This window comes from Clostridium sp. J1101437_171009_A5, assembly GCF_015547905.1.
GTDB classification, from domain to species: Bacteria; Bacillota; Clostridia; order Oscillospirales; family Oscillospiraceae; genus Pseudoflavonifractor_A; species Pseudoflavonifractor_A gallinarum.
Window position 1 is genome coordinate 361,647 of record NZ_JADMVY010000001.1, and the last position, 19,067, is coordinate 380,713.

Consider the following 19,067-nt stretch of genomic DNA (forward strand, 5'->3'; position numbering starts at 1 on the left):
CCAATGGAAACCACAAAAGAAAGGGCCGCCCGTTGCGACCGGGCGACCCATGCGAGAAGATCCAGCAGCCTGCCAGCATACGGATCCCGCACCGCAAGTATAACACGCCGGCGCCGCCGTGCCAAGAGGAAAGCCCTGAGAGCTGCCACGCTGGCCGCTGCCGTCCTTCTGCTGGGCGGCATCTCTGTGGCAATCTTCACCACCCCGACCGGCAGCAAGCAGGAGACCAACATCCTGCCGCCGACCACCACCGTCGGCGCATACATCCCGGACACCACCGCCCCGGCCGCTGAGACCGTGGAGCCGACCGAGCCCGCCGCGCGCTACCCTCTGACCGACGCCGAGCGCGACGTCGTCGAGCGCGTGGTCATGGCCGAGGCCGGCGGGGAGTCCTTCGAGGGCCAGATGCTCGTCGCTCAGTGCATCCTCAACGCAGCCGAGAAGCGCGGCGTCGACCCCTCTGAGGCCGTCGTCCTTTACAGCTACACCAAGAGCCGGCCGGATCCCACGCAGCGCGTCAAGGACGCCGTCGCGGCCGTGTTTGACCGAGGCGAGACCGTCGTGGACGAGCCGATCCTCTACTTCTACAACCCCGCCCTCGTAACCAGCGACTTCCACGAGAGCCAGATCTTCGTCATCGAGGAAGGCGGGCACCGTTTCTTTGCAGAAAGGAGTACCAGATGAAACACCTCACCGAAATGAAGCCGGGCGAGACCCTGCACCTCCGCAGCGGCCGCGACCTCGAGCTCGAGAGCGTCACCCCTGTCACCTGCGGCGTGATGCTCACCTTCAACGTCACCGAGAGAAAGGAGGCTGCTGAAAAATGATCCAAGCCAACACCGTCATCACCGGCGACAGCCTGACCGTGCTGCGTGACATGGAGGCCGACAGCGTCGACATGGTCATCACTGACCCGCCCTACGGTATCGACTACCAAAGCGGCCGAAAAGAAAAGGCCAGCCGTCTCGCAAAAATCGCCAACGACAAGGCCCCGTTTATCTGGTGGATCTATGATGCCGCCAGAGTCGTGAAACGCGGGGGGGGGGGTACTCTGTTTTACCCGCTGGGACGTTCAGCAGGTATTCATCGACGCGCTGCGTCTCGCTGGCCTGACGGTCAAGTCGGTCATCGTGTGGGACAAAAAGGCGCACGGCATGGGAGACTTGAAAGGATCTTTTGCCCCGCGATATGAGGCCATCATCTTCGCAACCAAGGGACGCTACGAGCTCCCGGGAAAACGGCCGGACGACTTGATCGCCTGCGCCAAGGTCGGAAACCAGAGCCTCACCCACCCCAACGAGAAGCCCGTGGCGCTGCTGGAGCAGCTCATCGAAGCTACCACCATCCCCGGCGCCCTGATCCTCGATCCCTTCGCCGGCAGCGGCTCCACGCTGGCTGCGGCCGCGAAAACCGGCCGGCAGTACATCGGGATCGAGATAGACGAACAATACAGCAAGCTCGCGGCCGCCAGAGCCGCCGAGCACCATCAGAAAGGAGAAACAACATGAGCGATAAGACCACCGCGGCCCTCGCTGCCGAGCAGGCAGACGTCGAGGCCACCACCACACAGGAGCCCGAGCTGCTGCCTGCTGCCACGCTGGACGAGCTGGAGCAGGTCGACCTCGGCACCGTCGCAGAGGGCGAGCGCGCCCCGTTCCGCATTACCGACGACAGCTGCGCCGACTGGGCCATCCGCAAGATCGCCGACGAGCGCAGCGAGTACGACCGCCTGAAGGCACTGGCCGACGAGCAGATCGCGGCCATCAACGAGAAAGTAGCGGCCGCCCGCAAGCGCATGGAGAACGGCACCTCGTACCTCACGAGCTGTCTGGCTGACTTCTTCGCCACCGTCCCCCACAAGGAGACCAAAACGACGGAGAAGTACCGCCTCCTCTCTGGCACCCTGACCTTCAAGAAGGGCACCACCAAGACCAAGCTCGACGAGACCAAGCTGGTGCCATGGCTCAAGGCCAACGGCTACGGCGAGCTCGTAAAGGTCGAGGAGTCGACCCGCTGGGCCGACCTAAAGAAGCTGCTCAGCTACACCGGCGACATCGCAACCCTGACCGAGACCGGCGAGATCGTGGAGGGCGTCACCGTCTACGAGACCCCGGGCATCTTCACGGTCGACGTGTAAGGAGGCACCGATATGGCAGAAACCAAGAAAACCGAGGCGGCCGCTGCTGCGGCCCCTCCTGAAGCCGCCTGCCTGACGCTCCGGCAGAAGCTCGTCGAAATGCGAAAAGCCTGCCCGGAGATCGTAAAGAAGCAGCACAGCGACGGCGTCAGCTACAAGTACGCCAAGATCTACGACGTGTGGGAGAAGATCACCCCCATAATGAACGAGCTCGGCGTCGACTTCGACGTCATCAGCGAGCAGGCCACGCGCCACGCCGAGAACGGCGACCCGGTCTACTGGATCACCATGCAGACCAAGACCCGCAACGGCGACAAGCTCATGTTCCTCTACGAGGCCGACCTGACGATCCGCTGGCTGAACCTCGACAACGACGACGAGACCATCGAGGCCACCGTCCACGCCGTCGGCTGGAACGATGACCCCGCCAAGGCCAAGGGCGCGGCCCACACCTACGCCCTGAAATACTACCTTTTCGAGAAGTTCACCGTTGACCAAGGCGAGGACGACCCCGACAACAGTGACTTCGGCGCGCAGGGCAAAGGATCCGGCGCTGGAGGCCGCCAGCAGGCCACACAGGGCCGTCAGGGGCAGGGCTCCGGCCGTCTGAGCGACGCGCAGCTCGCGCGCCTCTACAAGAAGGCAGAGGCCGCAGGAATGACCAAGGAGCGCACCAACGCCCGGATCGTGGAGAAGTACAAAAAGCAGGATCCGGCCACCCTGACCCGCCAAGAGTACGACGAGATCTGCACGTCCCTCGACAATGCGGCCGCACAGCATAACCAGCAAGGAGGAAACGCCTAATGTATAACCACACCGGCCTCCAAGGCCGTCTAACCGCCGACCCTGAGCTCAGGTACACGCAGCAGGGCACGGCGATCACAAGCTTCACCCTCGCCAGCGACACCGGCCGCAAGACCAAGGACGGCAAGAAGATCACCAACTTCATCGAGTGCGTCGCATGGCGCGCACAGGCCGAGTTCGTCTGCAAGTACCTGAGCAAGGGCCGCCTCGTCCTCGTCGAGGGCGAGCTCACGAGCCGCAGCTACGAGGACAAGGACGGAAACCGCCGCAAAGCCGTCGAGATCACGGTCGACTCCGTCCACTTCTGCGACAGCAAGAAGGACGGCGGCCAGAGCTCTGGCGGCGACTTCGCCGATCCGGGCTATTCTGAGGGCTCCGGCGACTTCACGGAGATCGAGGACAATGGCGACCTTCCATTTTAACCTGACCGCCGGACGACCAGCAGACGACCAAAAGCAGGCCACAAACAAACGACCACAGAAAGGAGGTGACGACCGTGGCATGGCTGCAAGTGCATCAGACACTCAAGGATCACCGCAAACTGTTCGACGCTGCTGACCAGCTCGAAGTCGAGCCGCCGCACATGATGGGGCTGCTCGTCTCGTTCTGGCTGTGGGCCCTCGACAACGCCCCGACCGGCAGCCTCGTCGACATCACGCCGCGCATGATCTCGCGGGCCGCTCAGTGGGACGGAGACCCCGAAAAGCTGGCGAAAACGCTGATCCGGGCGGGCTGGATCGACGAAAAAGAGGACGGGACGCTCGAGATCCACGACTGGTACGAGTACGCCGGCAAGCTGATCGACCAGCGGCAAGCCGAGAAAGAGCGCTCCCGCAGTCGCCGGGCCGCTGCTGCGGCGTCTGCCGACGCCTCGCCGGACGACCCAACGCCGACCGCCGGACGACCGGCAAACAGCCGCAAGAAAGCCGGAGGCAGAGTAGACCAGAGTAGAGAAGATAAGAAAAGAGAAGGTAATACACCCCCTTCCCCCTCTGACGAGGGGAGTGACGGCGGCACGAAGTCGCTCGTCGAGGCCAGATTTCTCGAGTTCTGGAAAGCCTACCCGAAAAAGACCGGCAAGCAGTACGCTCTGAAGGCGTGGAACAAGATCAAGCCCACCGCTGAGCTCCACGAGAGGATCATGCAGGCGGTCGACGCTCAGAAGCGGAGCGACCAGTGGCGCCGGGAGAACGGGCGCTACATACCGAACCCGAGCACATGGCTCAACGGCGGCTACTGGGACAACGAGGAGGTGAACGAAGGTGCAGAAAATCAGCGAGATCCTGAACAGCCCGACAGCTCCGGCCGAGACTGGGGCAAGGGCTTCAAGCCGGCCGACGACGAGTGACGCCGGTAACTGGATCTGGAGCAACGACGAGCGCCTCGCCGGCCGTCCCGGAGTCCCTGAGCCCGTCCCCTGCGAGTTCTGCGGCGCCCTGCGCTACCACAAGGGCATCCCGCTCGGCAACCGCATCCTTTGGCCTCCCTACGGAGCCGAGCGATGCACCTGTCCAGAGGCTGTGGCTGCCTACGAGAAGGAGAAGGCAGAGCGCGAAGCTGCTGAGGCCGCAGCCGCCAAGGCTGAGGAGGAGAAGAAAATGCGGGAACGCATCAAGCGCATCGTCGGCGAGTCCGGCATGGGCGACCGTTTCCTGCGGCGCACCTTCTCCACCTTCCAGCTCACCGACGACAACAAGCGCGCAGCGGCAGCCGCCCGGCGCTACGCTGAAGGCTTCGACACCATGCTGCCGCAGCCCGGCCGTCAGGAACCCGGCCGCAACGGCCTGTTCATAGCTGGCCCGCCGGGCACCGGCAAGACCCACCTCGCCGCTGCCATCGCCAACCACCTGATCGCGCAAGGCAAGCCGGTCATCTGCATGACGATGATCGACCTGCTGGAGCGCATCAAGCGCACCTACTCCGCGACCGGCGGCAGCGAGAGCGACGTCCTGAAGATCTACAAGACCGTCCCACTCCTCGTGATCGACGACATCGGCAAGGAACCGCCGACCGAGTGGGCGATCTCCACGGTCTACAACATCATCAACGGCCGCTATGAGGCATACCTGCCGACCATAGTGACCACCAACTACGACACCGAGGCCCTGATCGACCGCATGACGCCGCGAGAAAGCCACGACAGCATGACGGCCCGGGCCACCATCGACCGGCTCATGGAAATGTGCAGAGGCATCACCCTCACCGGCCAGAGCTGGCGCTCACGATAGGAGGAACAACATGAAAAAGGTTTACATCTGCTCCCCGTGCCGCGGGGACTACGAGAACAACATCCAGCGCGCCAAGGAGTACAGCCACGCGGCTGTGGAGAAGGGCGTCATCCCCGTCACCCCGCATATCTATCTCACGCAGTTCATGGACGACAACGTCCCCGAGGAGCGTGAGCTGGCCCTGAAGATCGGCAGCGAGCTGGTGCTCGGCTGCTCCGAGCTGTGGGCCTTCGGCATCGACCACCCTTCGGCCGGCATGGCCGCGGAGATCGAGCTCGCCAAGGCGCACGGCATCCCCGTCCGCAACGGCTTCGAGGCCATCAGCGAGCTGAAGCCCGACGAGGAGCCCGAGGACAAGCCTGACATCGGCAGCGTGACGCTGCACCTGCCCGCCTTCAAGGCGATGGCCGTCTGCAACCAGCACCTCGACCACTGCCCCATCAGCATCGAGCTGGATGGCAGCGTCATCCTCGAGCTCGCCGACCGCCTGATCTCCGATCCGGTCGTCCACATCGAGATCGGAGGCTGAACGCCGTGACGAAGTACGACCCGAGAAAGAACGCGGAGGGCTACAACGACCCGACGCCCTACGCAGCCGAAAAACACATGATGGCGCAGATCCGAGGCAAGCAGGCCAGAGTCGCCGGCGGCTACTTCGAGAATATCATCTCGGCCTCGTGCGACTACTACCTCAGCCGCGGCCTCGCCAAGATCGAAAAGACGCCGGAGCCCATGAAGCCCCTCGGCGCCAAGAACCGCAAGGGCCAGTTCCTCGCCTGCTATACCAAGCAGGCCCAGCCGGACTATGGCGGCACCCTGAAGGGCGGCCGGAGCATCTACTTCGAGGCCAAGCACACCGACGACGAGCGCATCGAGCAGCGCCGGCTCACTCAAGAGCAGCAGGACGACCTCGAGGCCCATCACAAGCTCGGCGCCATCGCCTTCGTGCTCGTCTCCGTGAGCCTGACGGACTTCTACCGCGTGCCGTGGCCCGTCTGGCGCGACATGGCCGAGATCTACGGCCGCAAGTACATGACGCACGCAGAGCTCTCCCGCTACGAAGTACCGGCGACGGCCGGCTTCATCAAGTTCCTGCACGACATCGAGTCGGAAACGCTTGGAAAGGAGGATGCCCATGATCCCACTCCCTGACAAGAAGTACAGCATCATCTACGCCGATCCTCCGTGGAGCTATCAGAACCGCGGCACCAGAGCGGCAGCCTCCAAGCACTACGACACCATGACCATCGAGGACATCAAGCGCATGGGCGTCGGAGCTGCGGGGGGGGTATTGCTAACGAGGATTGCGTGCTTTTCATGTGGGCGACCTTCCCCATGCTCCGCGAGGCCCTCGACGTGATCGAGGCGTGGGGCTTCAGCTACAAGACCGTCGCCTTCAACTGGGTAAAGCAGAACAGAAACGGCACCGGCATCTTCATGGGGCTCGGAAACTGGACGCGCAGCAACTCAGAGATCTGCCTGCTGGCGACCAAGGGCAAGCCGAAGCGCATCAGCGGCAGCGTCCGCAGCATCGTCCTCTCCCCGCTCCAGCAGCACAGCAGAAAGCCGGCCGAAATCCGCGACAGGATCGTCGAGCTGATGGGAGACCTGCCCCGTATCGAGCTTTTCGCCCGAGAGGCTGCCCCGGGATGGGACGTGTGGGGCAACGAAGCGCCGACGCCTGAAGTCAAGGACGCGCCAGCCGACAGCGTCGAGCTGGCCGGAAAGGAGGAAACACATGAACCAGACAACCAAAGAGACCCGGCGCCGCAGCTATGACGCCGTACTCCCCAAGCGGGCCGCCCGCTGCCGCCTGATCCTCGAGACCCTCGGCAACCGTGAGCTCACGGCCAGCGAGATCACTGAGGAGCTCGTCGCAGCCGGCCGGATCCCGTACTTCAACCGCAACTACGTCGCCCCTCGGCTCACAGAGCTGAAGGAGATCGGGATCCTCACGACGGTCGGCCGCCGTAAGGCCACCCGCTCGGACGCCACCGAGGCCGTGTGGGCCAGAGCGGAGCCTTCAGGCCCCACGGGCCAGACGGCCGCAGCCTACGCAGACAACCCGACCGAGGCCGAGCAGATGACGCTCGGATCGGCCACCTGAGAGGAGGGCCAGCATGGAACGTCTGACCCACGAGAGAGTCAACGGCATCAAGACGGGCTACTGGAGCGCAGCCACCAAGGAGGTGCTCGTCCAGAAGCTCGCCGCCTATGAGAACACGGGATATGAGCCCGACGAGATCCGCGCAGCCATTGAACAGGCTGCCAAGAGCAGCGAAACCAAAACCGCGACAGTCATGGCCGAGTGTATTGCGGGCGCTCTGAAGGACACGCTCGAGAAGTACGGAACGGCCGGAGACAAAGAGAAAGGAGCAACCACATGAACGAACAGAACCAGCGCGACAGCATCATGTCGATGGCCCGCGGCGCCTTCGAGGAGCGCGTCGACTATGAGATGGACAAGGTGATCCAGAACATCCTCGACCCCAACACGAAGGCCACGGCCAAGCGCAAGATCACCCTCACCATCGAGCCGACCCCGGACGACGAGCGCCGCACCATCGGCGTCTCAGTGACGGCCAAGTCTACGCTCGCAGCCACCAACCCCGTCGCCACGGCCCTCTATGTCACCTCTGACGGCAACGGCGAGCTCGTCGTCGCCGAGATGGTGCCGCAGGTGCCCGGCCAAATGAACATGGACGGCACGCAGCAGGAGGCACCGAAGCTCCTGAAACTCGTCCAGCACGGATAACCACCCACAACACAGAACAAGGAGGACAACACAATGCTCGCAAAAATGATCGACAAAATCGTCAGCCTGAAGGAGACCAAGATCTTCGAGATCGACGGCCAGACCTACGCCGACGCATCCCTCACCCGCATCCCGCCCCACGTTGACCGCCCCGACTGCATCAGCGTCAGCGGCCTCGATAGCATCTGCAAGCTGATCCGCACCGAGCTCGAGAAGGTCGGCACGACCATCATGGTGCAGGTCAAGAGCAACGACACCGTCGAGGTGATGACCACCTACCTGAGCGACTTCTCCCGCAACACGCTCTACCGCGCTAAGGCTGACGCCCCGGGCCTGCGCACCGGCTTCAGAGGACGCGAGGTAGCTCTGATCGAGCTGCGGAGCCTCTGCATCCCAAACGAGGGCACGGCCTACCTGCTCGACCTGCTGAGTCGCATGACCAACGAGAACAGCGTCAGCACCAACGACAACGGCGTCACGCAGACCGTCGAGGCACGTCAGGGCGTCGCCCTCAACGCGGTCGTCGAGATCAAGCCCCGCGTCATGCTGCGGCCGTTCCGCACCTTCCTCGAGGTGGAGCAGCCCGAGAGCGAGTTCCTGCTGCGCGTGGATCCCGACGAGGGGATCGGCTTCTTCGAGGCTGACGGCGGCATCTGGAAACTCGAGGCGAAGAAGAACATCGCCGACTACTTCCTGAAGAATATGGGCGATCTGATCGACGCCGGCAAGGTCGTCGTCATGCAGTAAATGGAGCGCCGGGCGGGCTCCGGCCCGCTCGGCTTTTCTGAAAGGAGCAGCACCGTGAAAGAATACGAAACCCTCACCCGTGAGAAGGTCGACGTCGTGCCCTTCGGCTGCGGTATGCCGGAGACCCACCTGATGCAGGACTGGGGCGACAGGATGCTCGACCTGATCCTGAACGGGCCCACCATCAACGGCATCAAGAAGGACGAAGTGCGGGCCATGCTGCGCGAGACCTACACGGCCCTGAAGCAGTACGAGAAGATCGGCCCGATGGCCTCGCCCTTCATCAACGACCCGACGGCCATCGTGGCCCGGGCCTTCTCTGAGCTCTACCCCGGCGTCGAGTACGTCGCGCAGTACGTCCCCGACCTGCGGGACGAGACCAACGGCACCGCCTACGGCCTGACCATCTTTCCCGACGACGGCAGCACGCCGATCGTCTGCATCTCGGCCGAGGCGCCCATCAGCGCCGCCCCTGAGCTGCTGGCGCACGAGCTGGCCCACGTCGCCACCCCGGAGGACACGGAGCACGGCGAGAGCTGGAGCGCAGCGTCGGAGGCTATATTCAAGAAGTACAACGAGCTCCTCGACACCATGATCCCCGACGAGCCTGAGCCCATCCTCTCGCCCCACCAGCCCGGAGACGGCGGGATCCTCACCATGCCGTTGCGCGATAACGTCCCGGAGCCTGACGTCCGAACCGCCTGCACAGCCTGCGCGCTGAAGGGGCTCGGCAAATAATACTGGAGGTAATACATGAACAACGAAAGAAACAACACGACGGCCGGCGGGATCGGCTTCTGCGGCCTTCTCGCCGTCGCCTTCATCGTCCTGAAGCTCACCGGCGTCATCAACTGGAGCTGGCTGTGGGTACTGGCCCCAATCTGGATCCCGACCGCCATCACCCTCGCCATCATCGTGATCGTGCTCGTGGTCGTACTGGTCAGAGAGCTGACGAAGGGAGGCCGCCCGTGATGACCGCGGAGGAGCGCCGGGCCCTGCTGGATCGTGCGATCACGACCTACGGCGCGCCGGCACAAATGGACATGGCCGTCGAGGAGATGGCAGAGCTGACCAAAGCCCTCTGCAAGGTGAAGCGCGTGAGCTGCGCCGCAGAGGCCAAGGCTGTACTCGAGAACACGGTCGAGGAGATGGCAGACGTCCAGATCATGCTCGACCAGCTCCGCATCATCTTCGGCCGCAGCACGGCCGAGGCTGAGGAGTACAAGCTGGAGCGCCTGAAGAAGCGCCTCGACGCAGCCACAGCAGCGGAGGCATCTCACCGCGGCTGAAAGGAGGAACCACATGGCAAAAGACAAACCGCAGCCGCAGACCGGCCCCGAGATCGAGGAGTACAGCACCACGGCCACGCCGAAGGCATACGCCGGCAGCGTCCCCGTGTTCTGCGCACACGACGCCATCGTCCCGCTGAAGGATCTGCGGCCCAACCCCAAGAACCCCAACCAGCACCCGCCGGAGCAGATCAAGCTCCTCGCCTCTATCATCCGGGCGACCGGCTGGCGCGCCCCGATCACCGTCAGCAAGCGCAGCGGGCTCGTCACCAAGGGCCACGGTCGTCTCATGGCCGCGCAGCTCGATGACCTGACCGACGCCCCGGTCGACTATCAGGACTACGCCAGCGAGGCCGAGGAGCTGGCTGATCTGACGGCCGACAACCGCATTGCGGAGCTCGCAACCACCGACAACAAGATGCTCGCCGAGGTTTTCGCCGACATCGACACCGGCGAGATCCCGTTCATGCTCAGCGGCTACACCGAGGACGACTACGGCAACATCGTGACGGCCCTCTCCGAGGCGCTGCACACCAAGGAACCGAGCGACGACCCCGACGCAGAGATCCCGGCCCCGGCCGCGCCGGTCACGCAGTATGGCGACCTCTGGATCCTCGGCCGGCACCGCGTTCTCTGCGGAGACTGCACCCGGCCGGAGGATCGCGCCCTGCTGCTCGACGGCAACAAGCCCGAGATCCTGCTGACCGACCCGCCCTACTGCTCGGGCGGCAGCAAGGAGTCACAGAAGTCGACCGGCAGCATCGGCACCGAGCGCAAGGACGGCAAGGCCCCGAAGATCGCCAACGACATCCTCAGCACCCGGGGCTACCAAAACCTGATCCGGGCGGCCCTCACCGACATCCCGTGCCTCTATGCCTACATCTTCACCGACTGGAGAATGTGGGTGTACCTGTTCGACCTCGTCGAGGCCGCCGGCTTCGGCGTCAAGTCGGAGCTCGTGTGGGACAAGGGCACGCCGGGCATGGGCGTCGGCTGGCGCTCGCAGCATGAGCTCATACTGTTCGCCGCCCGGGCCGCCACGCACTTCGACGGCCACAAGGGCTACGGCAACGTCCTGAGCGTCTCCCGCTCCGGGAATGAGCTGCACCCAACACAGAAGCCGGTCGAGCTGCTGGAGAAGCTCGTCGACAACACGGACTTCGCCCGGGGCGTCTATGACCCCTTCGGCGGCTCCGGCACCACGCTGGCCGCCTGCGAGGCATACGGCCAGCCCTCCTACACCATGGAGCTGACGCCGGCCTTCACGGATGTCATCGTCAAGCGATACATCAGGATAACAGGAAAACAGAATGTGCGCTGCGTCCGTCAAGGCCGAGAGCTCTCGCGTGAGGAAATCGCCGGGATCTTCGACCCTGACGAGGAAGGAGGTGGACAGGAGTGACGCCCTGACCTAAATGAGCGACAAGCCGATCACTCACGACATCAAGGAGCGGCTCGGGAAGTACACCCGCCTGCTCCGTGAAATAGACAACCAGTACGAACGCCTCGGCCGCATGGAGATCTCCATGGCCGCGCCGCCCGGCCCTGACATGACGGGTATGCCCCGGGGCTCCGGCACACCGACTGACCGCACCGGGATGATGGTGCTGCGGGAGATGGAGCTCGAGGAGCAGATCGAGGAACGGCTCGCCGAGGAGCGCGAGGAACGCGCCGCCCTCGAGGCGATGATCCGGCAGGTGGAAAACCCTGACGAGCGCGCCGTGCTGCGGCTGCGCTACTTCGACCGGGCAGACTGGGACGGGATCTGTGCCGTCCTGTTCAGTGATCGGCAGGACTACCTCGAGAGGATAGACAGCTACCAGAACAGGACATACAAGGCCCACGGCCGCGCCCTGCTGCGGATGGCCGAGATCCTGAAGGAGACAGAGGCCCCGGCAGTAAAGGGAAGTAAAAGGCAGTAAAGGGCAGTAAAATCCATTGAACGGCAGTAGCGCCCTGTGCTACACTGTACCATGTCGAAAGACCGCCGGACACCCGCCCAACAACCGAACAACGACAGCGAGAAAGCCGTCGGGCAACCACAAGAAGCCCGGCGGCTTTTTTCTTTTCCCCTGAAGGAGGTGACAACCATGGCGGGCGGCAGCATATCCATCCAGATCGAAAACCTGCGGCAGCTCGTCGCAGACATGCAGGCCATCGAGGCCGGCGGCCGCAAGGCCATCAGCAGCACTGTGAAGGACGTGAAGGCCCGGGCCCCCGGCTGGATAGCGCAGGAGGTCACGGCAGTCTACAACATCAAGAAGGGAGAGATCACGCCGTCCAGTGGAGGCAAGCCGAAGAAGATGGCGGGCAGCATCCGCATCACAGGCGAGACCATCGAGGAGCTCACCCTCGTCTACAAGGGCCGGCTCCTGACCCCTGTGCACTTCGGCATGACACCCAAGGCCCCGCCGGCTGGCAGGAGCTACACCCTGAAGGCGCAGATCCTCAAGGGCAGCAAGAAGGTCATCGGCCGCTACAAGAACACCCGCACCAAGGGCGGGCCATACTCGCAGCGGTCTCACTGGATCCTCATGGGGACAGGCAACACCAAAGCCGACGGCACGAGCTGGATCCCATTCCAGCGCATGAGCAAGACCCGCACCGACATCCAGAAGATGACCACCATCTCGGTGCCGCAGATGATAACCAGCGACCGCACCAACGAGGCCATCATGCTGAGGCTCAACACCGAGACGGCCAAGCGCCTCGACCACCACATGAAGCGAGCCCTCGGCCTGTGACCCACGGGCCGCCGCCACGGCCAGCAGGACGCCCGCCAAGGCGGCCGGGCACGCGAGGGCAGGCCAACACACACGCGCAGGAAAACGCGCCGCAAAGGGCACACAGAGGCCCCACACGGCCACGCAGAGCGGCCGAAGGTACTGTGACGCACCCCTAACGCCTGCGGTGCTGGCGAGCCCAAAAAACGCGCAGCCGGGAAAATTTTTTTTCGGGCCGTTTCGTTTCGCCCGAGCGGCAGAAAGGAGGGAACGCCATGCCGAACCCAACCAACAACAAGCTCGTCGACAGCAAGACCATCGCGGCCCTGTTCGACATGACGCCCCGCCGAGTGCAGCAGCTCACCAAGGAGGGCGTCATCGCCGCGGTCAAGGAAGGCAACGCCAACCGCTATGACCTGCTGCCGACGATCCAGAGGTACATCCGATACCTGACGGCCAAGGCCAACGGCCGGGAACCGTCGAAGAAGGACAGCGAGATCGAGGGCCGGCGTTTGGAGGCTGAGGCTGACCTCAAGCGCAGCAAGGCAGACATCGCCGCCCTCCAGCTCAGTGAGCTCGAGGGCACCATGCACCGCAGCGAGGATGTCGAGGCTGTGATGACCGACCTCGTCTACAATATCAGGTCGATGCTCGTGGCCCTGCCGGGCCGTCTGGCCGTCGACGTCACCGGCGCAGCAACACCCGCCGAGGCGTCTGAGATCATCCGCACAGAGGTCTACAAGATCCTGACGGAGCTGGCCGGTTATAAATACGATCCCGAGGTGTACGCCCGGCGAGTAAGGGATCGGGAAGGCTGGAGCGAGCAGCTCGCCGATGACGCGGACGACTAAAAAAGCCGCCGCGAAGCTCAATACCGCCATCGCCGGAGCGGTCAAACGCTTCGCCCCACCTGAGAGCCTGACCGTGGACGAGTGGGCCGACAAGCACCGCCGCCTCTCCCCGGAAAGCTCAGCCGAGGCCGGCCCGTGGCGTACCAAGCGCACCCCGTACCTCGAGGAGCCCATGCGGGCCTTTACGGATCCGAAGGTGCACAAAATAGTCATGGTGGCCGCCTCTCAGGTCGGCAAGTCTGAGCTCGAGCTCAACATCATCGGCTACATCATCGACCAAGACCCCGGCAGCATCCTCTACGTCCACCCGACCATCGACGACGCCCGGAAGTTCAGCCGCCTCCGCGTGGCCCCTATGATCCGCGACAGCAAACCCCTGAAGGCGAAGGTGCACGACGTCAAGGCCAAGGACAGCGGCAACACGATCCTCCAGAAGTCGTTCCCGGGCGGGATGCTCACCCTGACCGGCTCCAACAGTGCCTCGGCTCTGGCCTCCACGCCTGCCCGCTATATCATCGGCGACGAGCGCGACCGCTGGGCGACCAGCGCCGGCACCGAGGGTGACCCGTGGGCGCTGGCCGAAGCACGTCAGGCCACATTCTACAACGCCAAGGCGGTCGAGGTCTCCACCCCGACCATCAAGGGCAGCAGCAACATCGAAACGAGTTTTTACCAAGGCACGCAGGAACGCTGGTGCCACCGCTGCCCCGAGTGTGGGGAGTACAGCGAGATCGTGTTCGACAATATCCACTTCGACCCGGAGGCCAAGAGGATCCGCGGGAAAAAGTCGTGGAGCCTCAAGAGCGGCGTCTCGTGGAGCTGCCCGGCCTGCGGCTGCCTGATCCCCGAGGACGTCATGCGAAAGCAGCCGGCCAAGTGGATCGCCGACAACCCGGACGCCTACAAGAAGGGCGTCCGTTCTTTTTGGCTCAATGCCTTCTCGAGCCCGTGGACTCCGTGGGAGAAAATCGTCCTCAAGTTCCTCGACGCCAAGGATGACCCGCAGCGCCTCAAGGTCGTCTACAACACCCTGCTCGGCCAACTGTGGGAAGATCGCGGCGACCTCGAGGACGAGGACACCATGCTCGCCCGCCGTGAGGACTACGGCACCCGCCCGGACGGCACCCCTGTGGAGCTGCCTGACGGCGTGCTCGTGCTGACCTGCGGCGTCGACACTCAGGACAACCGCCTCGAATACGAGGTAGTCGGCCACGGGAAGTACGGCGAGACGTGGGGCGTCGTCAAGGGCTACATCATGGGCCGGCCAGACACCCCGGAGGTCTGGCAGCGACTCGACGACGTGGTCGACCACGTCTACAAGTTCAAAAACGGCCGCGGCCTGAAGATCTCCATCACCTGCGTCGACTCCGGCGGCCACTTCGCCCAAGAGGTCTATGAGGCGTGCCGGGCCCGCGTCGGCAAGCGCGTCTTTGCCATCAAGGGCAAGGGCGGCGACGGCATCCCCTTCGTCTCGCCCCCGAGCAAGGTGCCGATCCGCGACAACAAGCGGATCACCTGCTGGCTCTACACCATCGGCGTCGACGCCGGCAAGGCGACGATCATGGCTAATCTGAAGGTGCAGGAGCCCGGGCCAAAATACTGCCATTTCAACCGGCACCCCGACGCCGGTTATGACCTCAATTTCTTCAACGGGCTCCTCTCCGAGAAGCTGGTGCTCACGCACACGCGCCGCGGCGACCGCTGGGCGTGGGAGAAGCTGCCCGGGCACAACCGCAACGAGGCCCTCGACTGCCGCGACTACGCCAACGCCGGCCTCAAGATCATCAACCCCGACATGGACGCCATCGAGCGCCGCCTGCAAGGACTGGAGGAAAAACCGAAGGCCCCGCAACAGCGACGGCAGCGGCAACGGCACAACCGGGCCGACGCCTTCGACGACTGGTAAGGAGGACACACCACAATGAGAAAGACCCGCGAACAAATCGAGTACCAGCTCTCCATCAAGAGGAACCGGCTGGAGCTCTACCTGAAGCGAGAGGCCGAGATGCTGGACGGAGGCGTCCAGAGCTACGGCATCGGCTCGCGCAATCTGGCCCGCTACAACACCGACCTCGGATCCATCCGGGCCGCCATCAAACAGCTCGAGGCAGACATCGAAGCCCTCGAGGCCGCACTGAACGGCGAGAAGCCGCGAAAAGCTGTGGGAGTAGTGCCCCGAGACTGGTGAAAGAAGCCCCGAAAGGGGCTTTTTTCATAGGCCGACGCCGGGAGTTTTCGCTCCTTTTCTCCCGACTCGGCCATCTTCACCATGAAGGAGGTGAGCACCATCAGCAAAAGAAAAAGCAGAAGCCGCCCACAGAACAGGCGGCAGCAGCCGCGCCCTGTGAATAAGGGCTACGGCGACGCCGGCGCGAGCTGGCACAAGAAGGCGACCAAGGGCTTCAGAGCTATGAGCGGCAGCCCGAAGGAGGACATCGACGCCAACAACTACACCCTGCGGCAGCGTGCCCGGATGCTTTACATGGCGGCCCCGATCGCCACCTCTGCCATCCGCACCAACCGCACCAACGTCGTCGGCATCGGCCTCCAGCTCAAGAGTCGGATCGACCGCGAGGCGCTCGGCATGACGCAGGAGGCCGCCGACGCATGGCAGGCTCAGGCCGAGCGTGAGTTCGCTCTCTGGTCTGAGAATAAAAGGGCGTGCGACGCCACCGGCGTCAACAACTTCGCAGCCATGCAGCAGCTCGCACTCTCCTCGTGGCTGGTCAGCGGCGACGTGTTCGCCGTCGTGAAGCAGTACGAGCCGACGCTGCTCACGCCCTACTCGCTACGCCTGCACCTGATCGAGGCCGACCGAGTCGCCACGCCAACGACCTCCGGCATCATCACCCCGATGCTGCTGACCACCGGCAAGGCGGCCAACGGCAACACCATCTACGACGGCGTCGAGGTGAACGGCGACGGCCAGATTGAGGCGTACCACATCCGCAGCACCTACCCCTTCGAGCTCGGCAGCACGACGACAACGTGGGCCCGTGTTCAGGCATACGGCGAGCGGACTGGCCTGCCGAACATCCTGCACGTCATGGAGAGCGAGCGCCCGGATCAATACCGCGGCGTCAGCTATCTCGCGCAGGTCATCGAGCCCCTGCTCCAGCTTCGCCGCTACACCGAGAGCGAGCTGACTGCGGCGGTCGTCGAGTCGTTTTTCACGGCCTTCATCAAGACCGAGGCAGGCGCCGGCGACAACCCGTTCAACGAGGTCGGGAGCAGCCTGCCGGAGGTGAGCCGAGATCCTAATGAGTACGAGATGGGCCCCGGCCAGATCAACATCATGGAGCCCGGCGAGGACGTGACCTTTGCAGACCCCAAGCGGCCGGCCAGTGGCTTCAACACATTCCTGCGCGCCATCTGTGAACAGGTGGGCGCGGCACTCGAGATCCCGGCCGACCTTCTGCTCAAGAGCTTCAACAGCTCGTACAGCGCCAGCCGCGCCGCCCTGATGGAGGCGTGGAAGGCGTTCCGCATGAGGCGCAAGTGGTTTGTCGATGACTTCTGCACGCCGGTATATGAGATCTGGCTCTCTGAAGCCGTCGCCCGCGGCCGCATCAGCGCCCCGGGCTTCTTCGCAGATCCGGCGATCCGCGCCGCATACCTCGGCGCCGAGTGGATCGGCCCCTCTCAGGGACAGCTCGACCCGACGAAGGAGATCACGGCCGAGATCCTCGCCATCGGCGAAGGCATCACGACCAGAGAGCAGGCGACCATCCGACTCAACGGCGGTCAGTGGGACGCCAACGTCGACCAGCTCACTCGGGAAAACGAAAAGCTGCGCGCAGCGCAGGGGCAGGTCGACCAGAGCACAGCGGCCAGCGGCACGATCTCCGCAGCTCTGCGGGAGGCAATCGTCGCCGAGGCCATCAAAAGCATCAAGGAAGGAGACAAGCATGAGAACGCATAACACTCCCCGGCTCTGCGCCGGGCCTCAGACTGCGGGCGCGCCGATCAAGTTCTGGAACGTCGCCAGCATCGGCGACGACGAGGGCGAGATCACCCTCTACGGCGACGTCGTGAGCCGTCAGCCTGTGGACTGGTGGACGGGCGAGCCCGAGCCCGGCCTCTATATCGCTCCCGAGAGCTTCATGGAGGATCTCGCGGCCGTCAAGGGCAAGAGCAACATCACCATCAAGATCAACAGCACCGGCGGCGACCTCTACACCGGCATCGCCATCCACAACGCCATCAAGGGCCTGAGCGGCCACAAGGTCGTCATCGTGGAGGGCATCGCAGCCAGCGCGGCCAGCGTCATCGCCTGCGCCGGCGACGAGGTGCAGGTCTACCCCGGCAGCATGGTCATGATCCACGGCGTCGCGGGCCTGCTGATGGACTACTACACCCTCGCAGACCTGAAGAAGCTCCAGAAGGACTTCGACGCCAGCGAGCGGGCCATCGCGGAGATCTACCACGCCAAGACCGGGATCGCGGTCGAACAGCTCCGCACCATGATGACCCGCGAGACATGGATGGTCGGGCAGGAAGCCATCGACAACGGCTTCGCCGACACCCTGCTCGAGGGCGACGGCCCTGATGTCAGTGTGAGCGCCGACAAGCAGGTGCTCCTCGTGGCCGGCATCCGGCACAACATCAAGGGGCTGCATAATGTCCCGAGCACGATCCGCATCAACAGCATCCACGCCGCCCCGGCGGCTGGAAATAAGCCGACCGGGAACGGCGGCGAAAACAGAAAGGAAGATGAGCCCATGACTCTCGAGGAAATGAGAGCACAGCACCCCGACCTCGTCGCTCAGATCGAGCAGCAGGCCGCCGCAAATGCCATCACGCAGGAGCGGGCCCGCATCGAGGCCATCGACAGCATCGCCGCCAGTGTGGGCGACGCTCAGCTTGTCAGGGACGCCAAGTACGGCGAGAACACCTGCACCGCTGAGCAGCTCGCGCTCAAGGCTATGCAGAAGCAGGCGGCCCTCGGCGCCAAGCACCTGAAGGACACCGCCAACGACAACGCCGAGTCCGGCGCCGCCAATGTCGGAGCCGCCCCCAATGGAGGCGAGGAAGGCAGCGAGGCCGATGACAAGGCCAAGGTCGACGCCATCGTCGGCATCTACAACACCACCAAGAACGGAGGTAAGAAGTAATGAGCAAGAGACTGGATGAAAACCTCGGCACCGTGGACTACGACGGCCTGATCGTCACCAACGAGCCCGTCGCCGACGTGTTCACCGTGACCATCCGCAAGGAGGCAAGTGCAAAGGCTACCCTCAAGCGCGGCACTGTTCTTGCCCTCTCCAGCGGCACCGCTGGCGACGGCAAGATGGTCGCCCTCGGCACCACCGCCGCAAGCAACGAGACCCTGACCGCCAATGCCATCCTCTGCGACGACACCGAGATCGGCACTGGCGCCGACGTGGAGGCCACCGCCTACCGCACCGGCCACTTCGCCCGCAACAAGCTGATCTTCGGCGGCTCCGGCTACGCCCTGAAGCCTGCCGACGAGGAAGCTCTGCGCGCTGCCGGCATCCTGCTGAGCGACGCGCTGGACTACTAAGAGAAGGAG

Annotated in this window: 28 protein-coding genes; all 28 read left to right on the top strand. The window is 64.1% G+C overall.

Annotated features, from left to right (window positions below; all coding sequences use genetic code 11):
• Positions 1-3 precede the first annotated feature (3 nt).
• Positions 4-684 carry a cell wall hydrolase gene (locus I2C21_RS01870; RefSeq protein WP_195278353.1) on the top strand — a complete coding sequence of 227 codons (681 nt, stop codon included), beginning with the start codon at positions 4-6 and terminating at the stop codon, positions 682-684.
• Positions 681-827 (top strand): peptidylprolyl isomerase, encoded by a 147-nt coding sequence (locus tag I2C21_RS01875; protein WP_195278354.1) that lies wholly within the window; start codon positions 681-683, stop codon positions 825-827. Before I2C21_RS01870 ends, I2C21_RS01875 begins: the two co-directional genes overlap by 4 nt.
• Positions 824-1,192 (top strand): site-specific DNA-methyltransferase, encoded by a 369-nt coding sequence (locus tag I2C21_RS01880; RefSeq protein WP_195278355.1) that lies wholly within the window; start codon positions 824-826, stop codon positions 1,190-1,192. The genes I2C21_RS01875 and I2C21_RS01880 overlap by 4 nt, the downstream gene beginning before the upstream one ends.
• On the top strand, positions 1,131-1,508 hold the full coding sequence (locus I2C21_RS01885) for a DNA-methyltransferase (protein ID WP_329752274.1): 378 nt from the start codon (positions 1,131-1,133) through the stop codon (positions 1,506-1,508). Before I2C21_RS01880 ends, I2C21_RS01885 begins: the two co-directional genes overlap by 62 nt.
• A complete protein-coding gene (locus tag I2C21_RS01890) occupies positions 1,505-2,137 on the top strand; it encodes a host-nuclease inhibitor Gam family protein (protein WP_195278357.1) in 633 nt (210 codons plus the stop codon). Before I2C21_RS01885 ends, I2C21_RS01890 begins: the two co-directional genes overlap by 4 nt.
• A gap of 12 nt (positions 2,138-2,149) precedes the next feature.
• A complete protein-coding gene (locus tag I2C21_RS01895) occupies positions 2,150-2,941 on the top strand; it encodes an ERF family protein (RefSeq protein WP_008981453.1) in 792 nt (263 codons plus the stop codon).
• Positions 2,941-3,363: a single-stranded DNA-binding protein gene (locus tag I2C21_RS01900; RefSeq protein ID WP_195278358.1), complete on the top strand. Its 423-nt coding sequence runs from the start codon at positions 2,941-2,943 to the stop codon at positions 3,361-3,363. The genes I2C21_RS01895 and I2C21_RS01900 overlap by 1 nt, the downstream gene beginning before the upstream one ends.
• A gap of 74 nt (positions 3,364-3,437) precedes the next feature.
• Entirely contained in the window at positions 3,438-4,289 is an 852-nt protein-coding gene (locus I2C21_RS01905; protein WP_353654761.1) for an LvrA C-terminal domain-related protein, read from the top strand.
• Positions 4,204-5,169 (top strand): ATP-binding protein, encoded by a 966-nt coding sequence (locus I2C21_RS01910; protein WP_353654762.1) that lies wholly within the window; start codon positions 4,204-4,206, stop codon positions 5,167-5,169. The genes I2C21_RS01905 and I2C21_RS01910 overlap by 86 nt, the downstream gene beginning before the upstream one ends.
• A 10-nt stretch (positions 5,170-5,179) precedes the next feature.
• Positions 5,180-5,698: a DUF7768 domain-containing protein gene (locus I2C21_RS01915; protein ID WP_195278360.1), complete on the top strand. Its 519-nt coding sequence runs from the start codon at positions 5,180-5,182 to the stop codon at positions 5,696-5,698.
• A 5-nt stretch (positions 5,699-5,703) separates the two neighbouring features.
• On the top strand, positions 5,704-6,321 hold the full coding sequence (locus tag I2C21_RS01920; RefSeq protein WP_195278361.1) for a Holliday junction resolvase RecU: 618 nt from the start codon (positions 5,704-5,706) through the stop codon (positions 6,319-6,321).
• Between the two features lie 165 nt (positions 6,322-6,486).
• The gene (locus tag I2C21_RS01925) at positions 6,487-6,948 is read left to right on the top strand and encodes an MT-A70 family methyltransferase (RefSeq protein ID WP_502709450.1); all 462 of its coding nucleotides are present in this window, start codon (positions 6,487-6,489) and stop codon (positions 6,946-6,948) included.
• Positions 6,908-7,276, top strand: a complete 369-nt coding sequence (locus I2C21_RS01930; RefSeq protein WP_008981445.1) for a hypothetical protein — start codon at positions 6,908-6,910, stop codon at positions 7,274-7,276. The genes I2C21_RS01925 and I2C21_RS01930 overlap by 41 nt, the downstream gene beginning before the upstream one ends.
• 13 nt (positions 7,277-7,289) lie before the next feature.
• On the top strand, positions 7,290-7,556 hold the full coding sequence (locus tag I2C21_RS01935) for a hypothetical protein (RefSeq protein WP_195278362.1): 267 nt from the start codon (positions 7,290-7,292) through the stop codon (positions 7,554-7,556).
• Entirely contained in the window at positions 7,553-7,924 is a 372-nt protein-coding gene (locus I2C21_RS01940; protein WP_195278363.1) for a YfdP family phage-associated protein, read from the top strand. Before I2C21_RS01935 ends, I2C21_RS01940 begins: the two co-directional genes overlap by 4 nt.
• 33 nt (positions 7,925-7,957) lie before the next feature.
• Entirely contained in the window at positions 7,958-8,671 is a 714-nt protein-coding gene (locus I2C21_RS01945) for a hypothetical protein (RefSeq protein WP_195278364.1), read from the top strand.
• A gap of 54 nt (positions 8,672-8,725) precedes the next feature.
• Complete coding sequence (locus I2C21_RS01950; protein WP_195278365.1) at positions 8,726-9,409, top strand: hypothetical protein; 684 nt, start codon at positions 8,726-8,728, stop codon at positions 9,407-9,409.
• Positions 9,410-9,424: 15 nt separating this feature from the next.
• Positions 9,425-9,643 carry a hypothetical protein gene (locus I2C21_RS01955; protein WP_195278366.1) on the top strand — a complete coding sequence of 73 codons (219 nt, stop codon included), beginning with the start codon at positions 9,425-9,427 and terminating at the stop codon, positions 9,641-9,643.
• Positions 9,643-9,960: a nucleoside triphosphate pyrophosphohydrolase family protein gene (locus I2C21_RS01960; protein WP_195278367.1), complete on the top strand. Its 318-nt coding sequence runs from the start codon at positions 9,643-9,645 to the stop codon at positions 9,958-9,960. Before I2C21_RS01955 ends, I2C21_RS01960 begins: the two co-directional genes overlap by 1 nt.
• A gap of 13 nt (positions 9,961-9,973) precedes the next feature.
• Complete coding sequence (locus I2C21_RS01965; protein ID WP_195278368.1) at positions 9,974-11,362, top strand: site-specific DNA-methyltransferase; 1,389 nt, start codon at positions 9,974-9,976, stop codon at positions 11,360-11,362.
• A 13-nt stretch (positions 11,363-11,375) separates the two neighbouring features.
• Entirely contained in the window at positions 11,376-11,882 is a 507-nt protein-coding gene (locus I2C21_RS01970; RefSeq protein ID WP_195278369.1) for a DUF1492 domain-containing protein, read from the top strand.
• Positions 11,883-12,050: 168 nt separating this feature from the next.
• The gene (locus I2C21_RS01975) at positions 12,051-12,704 is read left to right on the top strand and encodes a serine/arginine repetitive matrix protein 2 (protein ID WP_195278501.1); all 654 of its coding nucleotides are present in this window, start codon (positions 12,051-12,053) and stop codon (positions 12,702-12,704) included.
• A gap of 254 nt (positions 12,705-12,958) precedes the next feature.
• Positions 12,959-13,534, top strand: a complete 576-nt coding sequence (locus tag I2C21_RS01980; protein ID WP_195278370.1) for a protoporphyrinogen oxidase — start codon at positions 12,959-12,961, stop codon at positions 13,532-13,534.
• Complete coding sequence (locus tag I2C21_RS01985; protein WP_195278371.1) at positions 13,518-15,440, top strand: phage terminase large subunit family protein; 1,923 nt, start codon at positions 13,518-13,520, stop codon at positions 15,438-15,440. The genes I2C21_RS01980 and I2C21_RS01985 overlap by 17 nt, the downstream gene beginning before the upstream one ends.
• A 15-nt stretch (positions 15,441-15,455) precedes the next feature.
• Positions 15,456-15,722, top strand: a complete 267-nt coding sequence (locus tag I2C21_RS01990; RefSeq protein ID WP_118647711.1) for a DUF6148 family protein — start codon at positions 15,456-15,458, stop codon at positions 15,720-15,722.
• Between the two features lie 156 nt (positions 15,723-15,878).
• Complete coding sequence (locus I2C21_RS01995) at positions 15,879-17,456, top strand: phage portal protein (RefSeq protein ID WP_330003080.1); 1,578 nt, start codon at positions 15,879-15,881, stop codon at positions 17,454-17,456.
• A complete protein-coding gene (locus tag I2C21_RS02000; RefSeq protein WP_195278372.1) occupies positions 17,443-18,648 on the top strand; it encodes a head maturation protease, ClpP-related in 1,206 nt (401 codons plus the stop codon). Before I2C21_RS01995 ends, I2C21_RS02000 begins: the two co-directional genes overlap by 14 nt.
• Entirely contained in the window at positions 18,648-19,058 is a 411-nt protein-coding gene (locus tag I2C21_RS02005) for a head decoration protein (RefSeq protein ID WP_195278373.1), read from the top strand. Before I2C21_RS02000 ends, I2C21_RS02005 begins: the two co-directional genes overlap by 1 nt.
• Positions 19,059-19,067 lie beyond the last annotated feature (9 nt).